Origin of the sequence: Pelomonas candidula (genome assembly GCF_043555985.1) — a bacterium.
GTDB lineage: Bacteria > Pseudomonadota > Gammaproteobacteria > Burkholderiales > Burkholderiaceae_C > Pelomonas > Pelomonas candidula.
Genome location: NZ_JBIGIC010000003.1, coordinates 535370 through 550923 on the forward strand (window position 1 = coordinate 535370; position 15554 = coordinate 550923).

The following is a 15554-nucleotide window of genomic DNA, read 5'->3' on the forward strand; positions in this document are numbered from 1 at the left end:
CACGCCGGCTGGCTAGGCTGGCCGGCTGTCATGCCGCTGCCTGTCGTCGACCTTCCGCCCTGGGCCTGGGCCCTGTTCGCCGGGCTTGCCCTGCTCGCCACGGTCATCGCCTTGCAGGGCAAGCTGCTGTTCGGCCGCACCTGGCGCATCCGCCGCACCGACCCCGGCCCCGCCGCCGCACGGCGGACCACCGAGGCCGTCTGGTTGGCCCGCCCGGGAGGCGTGCGGCTGCAGGGCTGGTTGACAGTGCCGGTGAGCACGGCGCCGCGCCGGCTGCTGCTGTGGTTCGGCGGGCGCAACGAGCACGTCGCCTGGACGCCGGACCTTGCCGGCTGGCTGCCCGACGACTGCGCGCTGCTGGCCTTCAACTACCGCAGCCTCGGCGGCAGCGGCGGCTGGCCGTCCGAGGCTGCCTGCGTGGCCGACGCCGAGGCCTGCGCCGCCTGGGGCCTGGCGCGGCTGGGCCTGCCGACCGGCGCCCTGCACCTGGCCGGCCGCAGCCTCGGCACCGGCGTGGCCATGCAGCTGGCGGCGCGGCTGGCCGCGAGGGGCCAGGCGCCGGCCGGCGTCGCCCTGATCACGCCGTTCAAGAGCCTGCGCGCCGTGCTGGCCCGCAGCCCCGTGCTCGCGCCGCTGACGCCGCTGCTGCGCTCGCCGCTGGACTCCGTCGCCACCGCGCAGGCGCTGAACTGCGAGGTGCTGGTGCTGCTGGCCGAACGCGACCGCCAGGTGCCGCACGCGCATTCGCACACGCTCGTCCGGGCCCTGCAGACGGCCGGCTGCAACGTGACCGTGCAGCGACTCGCCGGCACCAACCACCGCAGCCTGGCGCGCACGCCGGCGGCGATGCAGAGGCTGGGCGGCTGGTTGCTGGAAGAATCCGCCGCACGATGAAGAAGACGCTGCAAACCCTCGCCGTGGCCGCCACCGTCGCGGCCACGCCCGCCGCCCACGCCGGCGACGGCCAGTTCCAGCTGCTGGTGCTGGCCATGCCCACCAAGTACCACTACGAGTACATCCCGGTGGCGCGCGAGAGCTTCGAGAAGCTCGCCAAGCTGCATGCCTTCGAGCTGACCTGGACGGCGCAGCCCAGTGCCTTCGAGGGCGACCTCAGCAAGTACGCGGCTGTCGTCCTGCTGAACAGCTCGGGCGAGGAGTTCAACGAGGCGCAGCGGAATGGCCTGGAGCGCTACATGAAGGCCGGCGGCAACGCCGTCGTCGTGCACCGCGCCATCATCGTGGCCAAGCCCGGCCAATGGCCCTGGTACGAGCAGCTCGTCGGCCGCAACTTCGTCATCCACCCGATGCTGCAGACGGCCGTCGTCACCAAGGCCGACGCGGGCCACCCCGCCACCTTCGGCCTGCCGGACCGCTGGATCTGGTCCGACGAGTGGTACGAGTTCAGCAACCCGCACGGCGTGCAGATCCACCCGGTGCTGAAGGTCGACGAGCGCACTTATGACCCCACGAAGATCTGGCCCGGCCAGGTCGCCACCGGCATGGGCGCCGACCACCCGGTGAGCTGGTGGCACGCCTACGAGAAGGGCCGCGTGTTCGTCACCGCACTGGGGCACAACGTCGAGATGTACCGCGACCGGCAGTACCTCGACCACCTGTGGGGCGGCATCTGGTGGGCGGCAACGGGGCGCGGCCAGCAGCCCAGGTGATCGGCGGGCGACACGGCCCGTCAACCTGCTGAGCGGTTGCAACCGCGAAGCGCCATGACGACGCCGCACCGGCACACTGTGCCGCCATGAACCGCACGCGCCGCCTGATGACCCTGCTGCCCCTCGCCGGCCTGCTGCCGGCCCTCGCCTCCGCCGCCCTCGCACCCGCCGTGCTGCCGCTCTGGCCCGAGGGCGTGCCCGCCGCCCGGCGCCCCGACGCACCGGCCGCACGCGGCGACCTCGGCCCCGAGCGGGTGGAGCCCGATGGCCGCATTGCCAACGTGTCGCAGCCGACGCTGACCGTCGTGCCGCCCGCCGTCGACCGCCCCAACGGCACGGCCGTCATCGTCTGCCCGGGTGGCGGCTACAGCTACCTGTCCAACGCGCGGGAAGGCCAGCAGTACGCCGCCTGGCTGAGCACGCTGGGCATCACCACCTTCATCCTGAAGAGCCGGCTGCAGGAATGGGGCCACCCCGCGCCGCTGCAGGACGTGCTGCGCGCCATCCGCCTCGTGCGCTCGCGCGCCGCCGAGTTCGGCGTGAAGCCTGACCGCATCGGCGTCCTCGGCAGCTCCGCCGGCGGCCACCTCGCGGCCAGTGCCAGCACGCTGTGGGACCACCCCGACGGCCGCACCGGCGCCGCGCTGGACGCGGTGAGCGCGCGGCCCGACTTCGCCGTCCTCGTCTACCCCGTCATCACGATGACCGACCCCGCCGCCCACGCCGGCTCGCGCAAGGCACTGCTGGGCACCTCGCCCGGCCCGGCGCTGCTGGCGCAGATGTCCGTGGAGCAGCAGGTCACCGCCGCCACGCCGCCCACGCTGCTGCTGCACACCCAGGGCGACAAGACGGTGCCGGTGCAGAACAGCCTGATGTACTTCGACGCCCTCACGCGCGCCGGCGTGCCGGCCGAGCTCTACGTGTTCGAGCAGGGCGGCCACGGCATCGGCATGCGCGACGGCCTGGGCAACGCCTCCGCCTGGCCGCACCGTGCCGAAGACTGGCTGCGCCAGCGCGGCCTGCTGACCCCGGCCGCCGCGCGATGAAGCGCCGCGAGCTGCTCGCCAGCGCCACCCTCGCCGGTGCGCTGCCCGCCTGGGCACAGCCCGCGGGCACGATGACGCTGCCCGAGATGGACCTGCACGACCCGTTCATCGTGACCGACACGGCCAGCAAGACCTACTGGCTGTTCACGAAGAACCACCCGTCGTTCAGCGGAGAGAAGGCCATCGGCGTGATGGCCTACCGCAGCGGTGACCTGAAGCACTGGAGCAAGCCCGAGCTGGTGTTCCAGCTGCCCGCCGGCTTCTGGGCCAATGACGGCTGCTGGGCGCCCGAGATGCACCGCTGGCGCGGCCGGTGGTACCTGTTCGTCACCGTGCACAACGAGAGCCTGCCGCTGGCCGAGCCCAGCCCGGTGCCCGGCCAGCGCACCTACCGCCGCAGCACCGTGCTGGCCGTGGCCGACCAGCTGGACGGCCCGTTCAAGCTGGTCCGCCACGGCGAACCGGTCGTGGACAAGGCGCTGATGACGCTGGACGGCACGCTCTACGTCGACCCGGCCGGCAAGCCATGGATGGTCTATTCGCAGGAATGGCTGCAACTCCGCGTCGGCGCCTTCGCCGCCGTGCAGCTGGACGACGAGCTGCGCGCCGTCGGCCCGCCCCGCCTGCTGTTCCGCGGCGACGCCTCACCCGCCGCCAAGCCGCAGCAAGGCCAGGGCGTCATCGTCACCGACGGCCCGCAGCTCTACCGCACGGCCGACGGCAGCCTGCACATGCTGTGGTCCAGCTGGGGCGACGACGGCTACTTCCAGACCATCTCGCACTCGCCCTCCGGCAACCTGTTCGGCCCGTGGGAGCACGGCCCCGTGTGGCTCGCCAAGGGTTCAGGCCACGGCATGCTGTTCCGCACGCTGGACGCCCGCTGGATGCTGGTGGTACATCGGCCGTTCAAGAATGCGCGGGGGAAGTTGTATGAGGTGAGGGAGCAGGCCGACGGGTTTGAGCTGGTACGCCAGCGAGTCGATCTCGATCTGGATGCAGCGCCCCTCCTCCGAGGGACGAGCTGAGCAAGATAAACAGCTCGGGCAGAGGAGTTCAACGAGGCCCAGCGCGCCAAGTCGTCAGGGGCCGACGCTGACCACCCGGTAATCTGGTGGCATTCATATGAGAAGGGCTGGCTGCCCACTAGCAACGTCGGCAATCATTCAACTCAGCACTCGAAGCCCCCGTAGCGCCAGGCGCAACTCTTCTTCAAGTGTCTGAAAGCTAGGCATTCGACGAAGTTTTTCTAACGAGACTGATTCACCGAGGGCGCTCAGCATCGGAGATACCCCGCGTCGCAAGCGTTTGGCCGATGGGCCTGTCAGGCGAAATGATTCGAGAAGCACGGCCTTCGGATCTGCCACCCCCTCAACAGCTCGCGGACTCAGAGGAAGCCTGAGGTCTCGGTCGTTCAACGTAGTTCCGAAGACCTTGCGTAAGGCCTCTCCGTCACAGATCGCCCACGCTTCTGTCTCCCGAACGGGTATCACTCCCACTCCACAACCATCTGCACCAAATTCTCGTGACAAAGCATCCAACGCGGGCCGCGCAAGACGCTCTCGCGCCGCATCCGCGTCCCCCGCACCATCGGTGTGAACAAACAGCACTTGCCATGCACCATGATGCCGACGCGCCGCGCCAATAATGCGAGCTTCTCGCGATTGACCATGAGCATCTTCTGGATGATCCAGTGCAACAACTTCGCCAATATCCACTGGCTGGGTAGCGCTGGCCAAACAGAGGTCGTCACACAGACGAAGTAGAAGAGGCCTTAGAAAGTGATAGTCCGTCGGCCCTTCTGCATAGAGGGCCAAGCCGAGATAAAACAAGTTCAACCCTCCTCGGTGACGGTTTCGAGAACCCTGACCACTTCAAGGTCCGAAACGTGTCCCTGCGGCGGAAACTCTTCAGCAAATAGCTTGCCCTGAAACTGGGCCTTGACCGGCCGCAGTCGAGTACGCCGGCGGGAATGGGTAGCCCCCTTTTCGACAATAGACGATGTATCTGCAAACAGGACCAAGCCGTCTATCACCTGATGGCTCTTATCAACCAGTGCAGATAAGACCACGGGCGAATGGCTATTCAATAGCAGTTGACACAGCGGGGCGGTTGCTGGTTGCTCATGGCCCACCAATTCCACGTCTTCCTTTGGAGTGGTGACCATGTCCTTCAGGCGTTGAACTAAAGGACGAATGCGCCCTGGATGCACGCCGTTCTCTGGTTCCTCGAAGCAAACCAGCCCGCGATGCCGCGGGTCGTGCAACAACGTCAACAGCGCCAGCACTCGCAGCGTACCGTCAGAAATCACCCGCGACGTGAATGGCAGGCCATCACGCATCGTCAACTCAATTCGATACTCCCGGCTCGCCTCATGAAGCGACGCATCTAGACGAGTCACGCCTGGGATCAAGTCGTTCAGTTCCGCCGCTATGTCGCTAAGCACACCTTGTGGCCGTTGAGGCGTGGCCGTTTCGGCCTTGAGTTGGGCAAGAACCGCGGCTAGGTTAGCTCCGTCAGCATCAAGCGTGTCAGACGCAGTTGCCGGCACAGGTCTACGCAATAGCGCAGGATCAAGCTGAAGCAAGCGCCAGTGCTTCATTTCCTCACGAAGTGCGAACAAGTGAGGAAATTCGGCATTCGTCACGCTGTACAGAACCGATGCTTCAGCGGCACTAGCGGGCCGAACGCGACCAGCTTTTCCATCTTGATGAATACTGAACGAGCGTCCCTCAGCCAAGTCTTCGGTGGTGAGCCATGGATTCTTGCGGGCATACCGCAAATGAACCCCTTTAAAACTCTTGGACGGCTCCAGCCTGTCCGCCCATCGATCATCCTTTTTCATGATCGGAGTCGCAGCCTCGTGAGCCACTTGGATGCGCTCCATGCCGCGCACTTCCCGACGCTCCAACGTCACCTCGTAACGCATGCGGGTATGCGACAAGGTGACTTCACTCCCCCAAGGATCTCGAACCATCGGGTCGACCAGCACTTCAGCAGCCAGCCGAATTTGCTTTACGCGCTCTCCTTTACTAGTTTGACGAAACAACTCTAGCGGCTCACCACGCATGCCTTTAAAGGCCTCGGCCACATCCTGCGTGGCAAGTCGAGACAGAAGCTGAATAGCGTCGAAAAAATTGCTTTTGCCTGCTGCGTTATTGCCGAGCACTACCGTGAAAGGTAAGAGGTCGATCGTCAGGTTTTCAAAGGACTTGAATCCATCAATTTCGAGACGGGTCAGCATGTTTTGTTCCTGCTCCTTCTGCTAGCGAGCAGCCGCTTCACTAGAGACTGCATTGTGTGCTCACCATGAAAAAAGCGAGCTGATCGCCGACCAACTCGCTTCGAATAGAACAGCAATAGATCGAACGAAAAAATCAAACGTCGATGTTGCCCGCCCTCAGCGCGTTCGTTTCGATGAAATCACGACGGGGCTCAACTTCATCCCCCATCAGCATCGTGAAGACCTTGTCCGCCTCGATGGCATCGTCGATCTGCACGCGCAGCAGGCGGCGGACGGTGGGGTCCATCGTCGTTTCCCACAGCTGCTCGGGGTTCATCTCGCCCAGGCCCTTGTAGCGCTGGCGGCCGACGCTGCCTTCGGCTTGCGTCATCAGCCAGGCCATGGCGGCGCGGAAGTCGTCGACCTTGCTTTCCTTGGCCTTCTCGCCTTCGCCCTTGCGCACGACGGCGCCCGGCTTGATGAGGCCCTGGAAGCTCAGGCCGGCGTCGGCCAGCACTTCGTAGTCGGCACCGTGCACGAAGTCGGCGGAGATGACGCTGGCGCGCACGTTGCCGTGGTGGGTGCGGGCGATCTTCAGGAAGAACTTGTCGGTGCGCGGGTCGGTCTCGACGGTGACCTCGGCGTTGTGCAGCGCGGCCTTCAGGGCGGCGGCGCTGGCTTCGGCGTCTTCACGCGCATCGACCTTCAGCGCCAGGCCATTGGCCAGCACGTGCAGGGCCTCGCCGTCCATCCAGTTGGACAGGCGCTCGATGACGCTCTGCGCGGTGACGTACTTGCGGGCCAGCGCGTCGAGCGCGTCGCCGCTGAGCGTGGTGCCGGCGCCGGTGTCGAGGTGCGCATCCTGCAGCGCGACCTTGAGCAGGAAGGCGTCGAACTCGTGGCCGTCCTTGAGGTACTGCTCGTGCTTGCCGACCTTGACCTTGTAGAGCGGCGGCTGCGCAATGTAGATGTGGCCGCGCTCGACGAGCTCGGGCATCTGGCGGTAGAAGAAGGTCAGCAGCAGCGTGCGGATGTGGGCGCCGTCCACGTCCGCGTCGGTCATGATGATGATGCGGTGGTAGCGGAGCTTGTCGGGGTTGAAGTCGTCGCTGCCGGCGCCGCGGCCGATGCCGGTGCCCAGGGCGGTGATCAGCGTGATGATTTCGTTGCTGGTCAGCAGCTTTTCATAACGCGCCTTCTCGACGTTCAGGATCTTGCCGCGCAGCGGCAGGATGGCCTGGAACTTGCGGTCGCGGCCCTGCTTGGCGGAGCCGCCGGCGGAGTCGCCCTCCACGATGTAGATCTCGCAGAGCGACGGGTCTTTTTCCTGGCAGTCGGCCAGCTTGCCGGGCAGGCCCAGGCCGTCGAGCACGCCCTTGCGGCGCGTCATTTCGCGGGCCTTGCGGGCGGCTTCGCGGGCGCGGGCGGCGTCGAGGATCTTGCCGCAGATGGTCTTGGCGTCGAGCGGGTTCTCGAGCAGGTAGTCGGTCAGCAGGCGGCTGACGATGTCTTCCACCGGCGCGCGCACTTCCGAGCTGACCAGCTTGTCCTTGGTCTGCGAGCTGAACTTGGGCTCGGGCACCTTCACGCTGACGACGCAGGCCAGGCCTTCGCGCATGTCGTCACCGGCGACTTCGACCTTGGCCTTCTTGGCCAGCTCGTTGTCGTCGATGTACTTGTTGATGACGCGGGTCATCGCGGCGCGCAGGCCGGTCAGGTGGGTGCCGCCGTCACGCTGCGGGATGTTGTTGGTGAAGCAGAGGACGTTCTCGTTGAAGCCGTCGTTCCACTGCATGGCCACTTCGACGCCGACGTTGGTGCCCTGGTCGCTGAGCTTGTCGCCCACTGCGTGGAAGATGTTGGGGTGCAGCGTCGTCTTGCCCTTGTTGATGAACTCGACGAAGCCCTTCACGCCGCCGGCGTAGGCGAAGTTGTCTTCCTTGTTGGTGCGCTCGTCGACGAGGCGGATCTTGACGCCGTTGTTCAGGAAGGACAGCTCGCGCAGGCGCTTGGCGAGGATGTCGTAGTGGTAGTCGTTGTTCTGCTGGAAGATTTCCGTGTCCGGCAGGAAGTGGACTTCGGTGCCACGCTTGTCGGTCTCGCCGATGACCTTCATCGGGCGGGTCTCGACGCCGTCGACCATGACGCTTTCGCCGTTCTGCGGGATGCCCTTGGCGAACTCCAGCAAGTGCACCTTGCCGTTCTGGCGCACCGTCAGGCGCAGGAACTTGGACAGGCCGTTCACGCAGGACACGCCCACGCCGTGCAGGCCGCCCGACACCTTGTACGAGTTCTGGTTGAACTTGCCGCCGGCGTGCAGCTCGGTCAGCGCGATCTCGGCGGCGGAGCGCTTGGGCTCGTGCTTGTCGTCCATCTTGACGCCGGTGGGGATGCCGCGGCCGTTGTCGATGACGGAGATGGAGTTGTCGGTGTGGATGGTGACGACGATGTCGTCGCAGTGGCCGGCGAGGGCCTCGTCGATGGAGTTGTCGACGACTTCGAAGACGAGGTGGTGCAGGCCGGTGCCGTCCGAGGTGTCACCGATGTACATGCCCGGGCGCTTGCGCACCGCCTCCAGGCCTTCCAGGATCTGGATGGAGCTGGCGTCGTAGGCGGCCGGCGCGGGAGCCGGTGCCGGGGTGTTTTCGGGGGTGGCGTTGTCGCTCATCGGGGACTTTCAGGAACTTCTTGAAACGGCAAGGCGGGCCGCGTGGGCCCGCCTGCTAGGCATGCGGTAGTCTGGGTGGCGTCAGATCCGCATCGGCATGACGACGTACTTGAAGCCGGTGGTGTCGGGGATGGTCAGCAGCGCGCTCGACGCGCTGTCGTTGAGGTCGATGCAGACCATGTCCTGGCTCATGTTGGACAGCGCGTCCATCAGATAGGTCACGTTGAAGCCGGTCTCGATCTTGTCGCCGCCGTAGTCGATCTCGATCTCTTCCTTGGCCTCTTCCTGCTCGGCGTTGCTGGACGCGATGCTCAGCAGGCCCGGCTCGAAGGTCAGGCGCACGGCCTTGAACTTCTCGCTGGTCAGGATGGCGGCGCGCTGCAGGCTGCTCAGCAGCGGCGCGCGGCCCAGCGTCAGGCGGAACTTGTGGTTCTTGGGGATGACGCGGTTGTAGTCAGGGAACTTGCCCTCGACCAGCTTGGTCACGAACTCCATGCCGCTGAAGCTGAACTTGGCCTGGTTGCCGGCGAAGCGCATCTCGATGGCGTCGTCATCCTTGCCGTCCTTCAGCAGGCGCTGCAGTTCCAGCACGGTCTTGCGCGGCAGGATGACTTCCTGCTTGGGGATGTCGACCTCCAGCTCGGCCTGGGCGAGCGCGAGGCGGTGGCCGTCCGTCGCGACGAGCGTCAGGTTCTTGCCTTCGGCGACAAACAGGATGCCGTTCAGGTAGTAGCGGATGTCGTGCACCGCCATCGCGAAGTGCACCTGGTTGATCAGGCCCTTGAGCGCCTTCTGCGGCACGCTGAAGGCGGGGCCGAAGTCGGCAGCTTCCTGCACGAGCGGGAAGTCGTCGGCCGGCAGCGTCTGCAGCGTGAAGCGGCTCTTGCCGCCCTGCAGCGTCATCTTGTTCTGGTTGCTCGTCAGGCTGACGGTCTGGTCGGCCGGCAGGGCGCGCAGGATGTCGATCAGCTTGCGCGCGCCGACGGTGGTGTTGAGGTTGCCGGCGTCGCCGTCGAACTGCACCGTGGTGCGCACCTGGATCTCGAGGTCGCTGGTCGTGAGCTCCACCTGGTTGCCGGTCTTGCGGATCAGCACGTTGGCCAGGATGGGCAGCGTGTGGCGCCGCTCGACGATGCCGGACACCGCTTGCAGCGCGCCGAGCACCTGGTCCTGGGGAGCTTTCAAAACGATCATGAGGGCCTCTTGGGGGGAATTTCAGTCGGGATCACACCCGAAAAACGCGCGCGCGCGTGAAGCTGCGATTGTCGCCCGGAAAGGGTGCAACCCCGATCCACGGGGGCGGGGTTGAAGCTACGGGACAACCCTGAAGCCCCTCGTCCAGTGAGTACCTTGGCCGGGACCGCGCAGTGGCCAGTGGCCACAGCGCTTCGGCAGGCACAGCGCTCGGCCCAAACTCCGAGTCATCCCTTCAGCGTCTGTTCGAGGACGTGCAGCTGCTGGTTCAGCTCGGTGTTCTTCTGGCGCTCGCCGCCGATCTTGCGCACCGCGTGCAGCACGGTCGTGTGGTCGCGGCCGCCGAAGAGTTCGCCGATCTCGGGCAGGCTCTTCTGCGTCAGCTCCTTGGCCAGGTACATCGCGATCTGGCGCGGCCGGGCGATGCTGGCCGGGCGCTTCTTGGAGTACATGTCGGCGACCTTGATCTTGTAGAAGTCGGCCACCGTCTTCTGGATGTTCTCCACACCGATCTGGCGGTTCTGGATGGACAGCAGGTCCTTCAGCGCCTCGCGGGCCAGCGTGATGCTGATTTCCTTGTGCGAGAACTTGGCGTAGGCCAGCACCTTGCGCAGCGCGCCTTCCAGCTCGCGCACGTTGGCGCGCACGTTCTTGGCGATGAAGAAGGCCACGTCCTCGGGCATCGGCGTGCCTTCGGCGTCGGCCTTCTTGATCAGGATGGCGACGCGCATCTCCAGCTCGGGCGGCTCGATGGCCACCGTCAGGCCGGCATCGAAGCGGCTGGTCAGGCGCTCGTCGATGTCCACCAGGCCCTTCGGATACGTGTCCGAGGTCATGATGATGTGCGCCTTCTTGGCCAGCAGCGCCTCGAAGGCGTTGAAGAACTCTTCCTGCGTGCGGTCCTTGCCGGCGAAGAACTGCACGTCGTCGATGAGCAGCAGGTCCAGCGAGTGGTACTTGGCCTTGAGCTCGTCGAAGGTCTTGCGCTGGTAGTTCTTGACCACGTCGGAGATGAACTGCTCGGCGTGCAGGTACAGCACGCGGGCGTCGGGACGGTCCTTCAGCAGCGCGTTGCCGACGGCGTGGATCAGGTGGGTCTTGCCCAGGCCCACGCCGCCGTAGATGAACAGCGGGTTGTAGGTGATGCCGGGCGCGCCGGCGACGTGCAGCGCCGCCGTGCGGGCCATCTGGTTGGCGCGGCCGGGCACCAGCGTGTCGAACGTCAACTGCGGATTGATGCGGTGCTTGGCTGACGCAGGCGCCTGCGAAGGCAGCACGATGGTCGACGCGTTGACGACCGGCCGCAGCGCCGCGCCGGGCTCGGCAGGCAGGGCCGACGAGAGCGGCTGCGGCGCCGGCGCGGCGCTCGCGAGCGTGGACGGCGGCACGGCGATGGGCGCGCTGGCGGGGTCGCGCACGGCCAGGGCCAGCTCCAGCCGCGTCGGGCGGCCGGCCAGCTCGGTCAGGATGGCTTCGATGCGGGCGGCGTACTGGCGACGAATCCAGTCGCGCTTGAAATGGTTGGGGACCTTCAGCGTGGCGACCAGCGCGCTCGCGGCGTCGCCGCCTTCGCCGGCCACCGTGGCGGGCGGCAGCGGGCGTATCCAGGTGTTGAACTGCTGCTCGGGCAGCTCGGCGGCCAGGCGCTCACAGCCACGTCGCCACAGCTCCGCCGCCCAATCCGCCGATTCCATACCCACCGCGCTCGTTGCCAAAGCTTGCACCCCGTCCACCCTATGTTCTTCTTGGCTCATTGTGGAAAACTTCTTTTCGAGCGGCTGGATTGTACGGACCCAAGACCACCGGAGGGCGGGTTATCCACAGAATTTCGAAGGGGGTCAATCCCTGGCAAACCCGGCTTGAGAGTGGCGACTTATTGACCGGCACCGCGGCTTCTGCTGTAATCGCGGGTTTTCGCGTACTGGCGAGTCTTCGTCGTGCGCATCTTCCCGCCGGGCGCCAACCGCTGTGCCCAGCCTGAACAAACCCTCAAGAGAGGTATCTCATGAAGCGTACTTACCAAGCCTCCAAGACCCGCCGCGCCCGTACCCACGGCTTCCTTGTGCGCATGAAGACGCGTGGCGGCCGTGCCGTCATCGCCGCTCGCCGCGCCAAGGGCCGCAAGCGCCTGGCCGTCTAAGCCGCGCGACGGCGCCGGAGTGCGTCGTCAGCCCCCGGGCACCCGATGATCGGCAAGCTGCAACGCCCGGTGGACTTTGAGCGTGTGCTCGGCCGTCAGAGCCGGGCACGCAGCGCGCATTTCGCGCTGCATCACCTCGCGGCTGAACCGGCGCCCAGCGCCTGGCATGCCGCGAAGTTGCACACAGCCCAAGCCGAGTTATCAACAGGCGACCCACAGCCTGCCCACAGCACTGTGGAACATGCCCCGCCTCGCGCGCCTTCAGCTCCGGTTGAAGGCTGCTGGGTGGGCATCGTCGTGCCCAAACGGCATGCGAAGCGCTCGGTGACGCGCCAGCTCTTGAAGCGCCAGATTCGCGCCGCATTTGCCGAGCGCCCCGGCATGCCGCCGGGTTTGTGGGTCGTCCGCTTGCGTTCTCCCTTCGACCGCCAGAAGTTCCCCAGCGCCGCGTCCGACGCCTTGCGCGCCGCCGCGCGTGCCGAGCTGGCTAAGCTGCTGGACAAGGCGATGAAGCCGAAGCCGGAAGCCGCCGGATGAAGCCCAGCTGGCCTGCCCGCGTGCTGATGGCCGCCGTGCGCGGCTATCGCCTGCTGCTCAGCCCCTGGCTGGGCAACGCCTGCCGGTTCGAGCCGACCTGCTCACGCTACTCGCTGGGCGCGCTCGAGAAGCACGGCGCCCTCGCTGGCAGCTACCTGACCGTGCACCGCATCCTGCGCTGCGCGCCGTGGTGCGACGGCGGGCACGACCCCGTGCCTGACAATGCGCCGCGCCTGTTTTCCCGTCTGATCTCCCCGGCGCCCCGCGCGCCGTCCTCTCCTGTCGAGTCCCTTCATGACTGATATTCGCCGCACCGTGCTGTGGGTGGTGTTCACGATGTCCCTCGTCCTGCTCTGGGACGGCTGGCAGAAGTACAACGGGCATCCGTCGATGTTCGCCCCCCAGCCCAGGGCCGTCGCCACGGCCCCGGGCGGCACCACGCCCGCCGGCGTGCCGGCCGCCACGGCCACCGGTGCCCAGGCGCCGGCCACGGCTGGAGCGCCGGCGGCAGCACCGTCCGAGAAGATCACGATCCGCACCGACGTGCTGACCGTCACCGTGGACACGCTGGGCGGCGACATCGTCCGCGCCGAGCTGCCCAAGTACCTCACGTCGTACGACCCGACGGTCACGGACCAGCTGCTGCAGATGGTGCATCTGCAGAAGAAGCCCGAGTTCACGCCGGAACCGGTGGTGCTGTTCAACGAAGGCCAGCACTACCGCGCCCAGACCGGCCTGGTCAGCGCCCAGGGTCCGCTGCCCGCCCACACCACGCCGATGACGGCCGTGGCCGGTGATCGCGAGCTCAAGGCCGGCCAGGACGAGGTCAAGCTGCGCCTGGAGTCGGCCGAGGTCGGCGGCGTCAAGCTGGTCAAGACCTACACGTTCAAGCGCGGCGTCTACACGGTGGGCGTCACGCACGAGGTCGTCAACGCCGGCGGCACGCCGGTCACGCCGCAGGTCTACCTGCAACTGGTGCGTGACGGCAGCATCGTCCACGGCGGCGCGGGCTTCACGCCCAGCTTCACGGGCCCGGCCGTCTACAACGACAAGGCCAAGTTCCAGACGATCAAGTTCGACGACATCGACAAGGGCAAGGTCGACATCGAGAAGCAAGCCGCCGACGGCTGGGTCTCGATGGTCCAGCACTACTTCGCCAGCGCCTGGCTGGTCACCGAAGCTGGCAACCGCGAGTTCTTCGTGCGCAAGCAGCCTGACCAGACCTACGCCACCGGCATGGTCTTCACACTGCCGACGCTGGCGCCCGGCGCCAGCACGACGCAGAGCGCAACGCTGTTCGCCGGCCCGCAGGAGGAAAAAAAGCTCGCCGCCCTGGCCCCGGGCCTGGAACGCGTGAAGGACTACGGCAAGCTGACCATCCTCGCCGAACCGATGTTCTGGCTGCTGGACAAGCTGCACGGCTTCATCGGCAACTGGGGCTGGACCATCGTCTGCCTGGTGCTGCTGCTGAAGGTCGCGCTGTACTGGCTGAACGCCAGCGCCTACAAGTCCATGGCCCGCATGAAGGCCGTCGCGCCGCGTGTCAACGCGCTGAAGGAGCGCTACAAGGACAAGCCGCAGGAGATGCAGCAGGAGATGATGAAGATCTACCGCGAGGAGAAGATCAACCCCATCGGCGGCTGCCTGCCCATCTTTGCCCAGATGCCCATCTTCATGGCGCTCTACTGGGTGCTGCTGTCCACCGTCGAGATGCGCCAGGCGCCGTGGATCTTCTGGATCACCGACCTGTCGGTGCGCGACCCCTACTTCATCCTGCCGCTGCTGATGATGGCGTCCAGCCTGTTCCAGGTCTGGCTGAACCCGCCGGCGCAGGACCCGATGCAGCAGAAGATGATGTGGATCATGCCGGTAGCCTTCGGCATCATGTTCTTCGTGTTCCCGTCCGGCCTGGTGCTGTACTGGCTGACGAACAACATCCTGTCGATCGCCCAGCAGTGGGTCATCAACAAGCGACTGGGCGTGAACTGATTCACACCCCCTGGATGAGCCCCCGCGCGCGGGGGCTTTTTTACGCCCGTCGAAAGCAGTTCAATCGCATCGCGGGGCAGAGAACACCGGCCCGGACGGGCCTCACGAGAGCGCCCGAACCCGGCCTCCCCCGCGCCAGAACATCAGCCGCAGCGCCTCCCGGGTGCTGCGGCTTTTTTCATGCCGTCAATGGCCCGTGGCCTTCCATGCCGCCAGCTGGTCAGGGCCGATGACGAAGTAGGACTTGTACTCGCCGCCCTGGCGCGAGCCCATCTCGATGGCCTCGATCTCCACGGCCAGATCGGCCGTGGCGCCGTCGCGGCGGATGATGGCGGTCTCGGGTTGATGGAAGCCGGTCACGCGGCCCCAGACGCGCATCATGTCCTTGCCCTTCTCGCGCAGCGCCTCGATCTCGCGGGCGCGCTCCAGAGGCAGCTTGACGGTGAACTGCAGGTCGCGGCAGCCGGGGCACAGCGCCTCGAAGTCGGGTAGGTAGTTCAGGTCACTGCGGTGCTTGCCGTCGCTGTAGCCCACGCCCAGGCGGCGCGCGCCGGGCCGCACGAAGACGTAGTACTCGCCCGTCGCGATGTCCGGGCCGCTCAGCGAGACGTACTCAGCCTGGTAGGCCATCACCATCCGCAGCGAGGCCGGGTCGGCGGGCAGTTCCTGGCGGGTCTTGTCCGCGAGGTCCTGCTTCTTGAACTCGTTGGTCTCGTCGGCGCTCTCGGGGTGGGCGATTCTGGCGATCAAGGCCCAGTCCGGCTTGGGCACGGAGGCGGCCTGTGTCTTCCAGCGCGCCAGGTAGGCGAGGAAGGCGCTGTCGGGCTGCTTCTCGTACTCGCCCTTGACCCACTCGGTCGCCTCCTGGCGCTGGTAGTTGGCGAAGCGCGCCGGCAGGGCTGCGGTGCCATCCAGCACGAGGGCGCTGACGGAGCCGAACTTGCCGGCGTCCTTGTAGCGGGGCTGCTGCGGCTGAGCGGCGGCCGGCGCCGCAGCGGGCAGCTCGGCCTTCTTGCCGCAGGCGGCCAGGCCGGCGAGGGACAGCGCGGCCATCAGCGCCAGGGTCAGGGGAGCGGGACGGATCGACATGCGG

14 protein-coding genes are annotated in these 15554 nt (G+C 66.5%); 8 read left to right on the top strand and 6 right to left on the bottom strand.

Going from position 1 to position 15554, the window contains the following annotated elements; all coding sequences use genetic code 11:
• Positions 1–30 precede the first annotated feature (30 nt).
• From ACG04R_RS08695 to ACG04R_RS08710, 4 genes are all read left to right on the top strand, one after another.
• Positions 31–894: an alpha/beta hydrolase family protein gene (locus ACG04R_RS08695; RefSeq protein WP_394408211.1), complete on the top strand. Its 864-nt coding sequence runs from the start codon at positions 31–33 to the stop codon at positions 892–894.
• Positions 891–1667, top strand: coding sequence for a ThuA domain-containing protein (locus ACG04R_RS08700; protein ID WP_394408214.1), 777 nt, complete (start codon positions 891–893; stop codon positions 1665–1667). The genes ACG04R_RS08695 and ACG04R_RS08700 overlap by 4 nt, the downstream gene beginning before the upstream one ends.
• 86 nt (positions 1668–1753) lie before the next feature.
• Complete coding sequence (locus ACG04R_RS08705) at positions 1754–2713, top strand: alpha/beta hydrolase (protein ID WP_394408217.1); 960 nt, start codon at positions 1754–1756, stop codon at positions 2711–2713.
• Positions 2710–3738 (top strand): glycoside hydrolase family 43 protein, encoded by a 1029-nt coding sequence (locus ACG04R_RS08710; RefSeq protein WP_394408220.1) that lies wholly within the window; start codon positions 2710–2712, stop codon positions 3736–3738. Before ACG04R_RS08705 ends, ACG04R_RS08710 begins: the two co-directional genes overlap by 4 nt.
• A 461-nt stretch (positions 3739–4199) precedes the next feature.
• Here the strand turns inward: ACG04R_RS08710 and ACG04R_RS08715 are convergent, their stop codons facing one another.
• The 5 genes from ACG04R_RS08715 to dnaA all read right to left on the bottom strand — a co-directional run bounded on the left by ACG04R_RS08715 (position 4200) and on the right by dnaA (position 11489).
• Positions 4200–4409 (bottom strand): hypothetical protein, encoded by a 210-nt coding sequence (locus ACG04R_RS08715; RefSeq protein WP_394408223.1) that lies wholly within the window; start codon positions 4407–4409, stop codon positions 4200–4202.
• Positions 4410–4544: 135 nt separating this feature from the next.
• A complete protein-coding gene (locus ACG04R_RS08720) occupies positions 4545–5954 on the bottom strand; it encodes an AAA family ATPase (RefSeq protein WP_394408226.1) in 1410 nt (469 codons plus the stop codon).
• Positions 5955–6087: 133 nt separating this feature from the next.
• On the bottom strand, positions 6088–8601 hold the full coding sequence (gyrB, locus tag ACG04R_RS08725; RefSeq protein WP_394408229.1) for a DNA topoisomerase (ATP-hydrolyzing) subunit B: 2514 nt from the start codon (positions 8599–8601) through the stop codon (positions 6088–6090).
• Between the two features lie 81 nt (positions 8602–8682).
• The gene (gene dnaN / locus ACG04R_RS08730) at positions 8683–9795 is read right to left on the bottom strand and encodes a DNA polymerase III subunit beta (RefSeq protein ID WP_394408232.1); all 1113 of its coding nucleotides are present in this window, start codon (positions 9793–9795) and stop codon (positions 8683–8685) included.
• A gap of 227 nt (positions 9796–10022) precedes the next feature.
• Positions 10023–11489 carry a chromosomal replication initiator protein DnaA gene (gene dnaA, locus ACG04R_RS08735; protein ID WP_394408235.1) on the bottom strand — a complete coding sequence of 489 codons (1467 nt, stop codon included), beginning with the start codon at positions 11487–11489 and terminating at the stop codon, positions 10023–10025.
• Positions 11490–11800: 311 nt separating this feature from the next.
• On the opposite strand from dnaA, the gene rpmH reads away from it, so the two are divergent.
• From rpmH to yidC, 4 genes are read left to right on the top strand one after another with little or no spacing between them, the layout of a single operon-like run.
• Positions 11801–11935: a 50S ribosomal protein L34 gene (rpmH, locus tag ACG04R_RS08740; RefSeq protein ID WP_054021782.1), complete on the top strand. Its 135-nt coding sequence runs from the start codon at positions 11801–11803 to the stop codon at positions 11933–11935.
• A gap of 45 nt (positions 11936–11980) precedes the next feature.
• Complete coding sequence (locus ACG04R_RS08745; RefSeq protein WP_394408238.1) at positions 11981–12472, top strand: ribonuclease P protein component; 492 nt, start codon at positions 11981–11983, stop codon at positions 12470–12472.
• The gene (gene yidD, locus ACG04R_RS08750; RefSeq protein ID WP_394408241.1) at positions 12469–12774 is read left to right on the top strand and encodes a membrane protein insertion efficiency factor YidD; all 306 of its coding nucleotides are present in this window, start codon (positions 12469–12471) and stop codon (positions 12772–12774) included. The genes ACG04R_RS08745 and yidD overlap by 4 nt, the downstream gene beginning before the upstream one ends.
• On the top strand, positions 12767–14461 hold the full coding sequence (gene yidC, locus ACG04R_RS08755; protein WP_394408244.1) for a membrane protein insertase YidC: 1695 nt from the start codon (positions 12767–12769) through the stop codon (positions 14459–14461). Before yidD ends, yidC begins: the two co-directional genes overlap by 8 nt.
• Positions 14462–14647: 186 nt before the next feature.
• Here yidC and ACG04R_RS08760 read toward each other — a convergent pair whose 3' ends face one another.
• Complete coding sequence (locus ACG04R_RS08760; protein WP_394408247.1) at positions 14648–15550, bottom strand: hypothetical protein; 903 nt, start codon at positions 15548–15550, stop codon at positions 14648–14650.
• Positions 15551–15554: the final 4 nt, after the last annotated feature.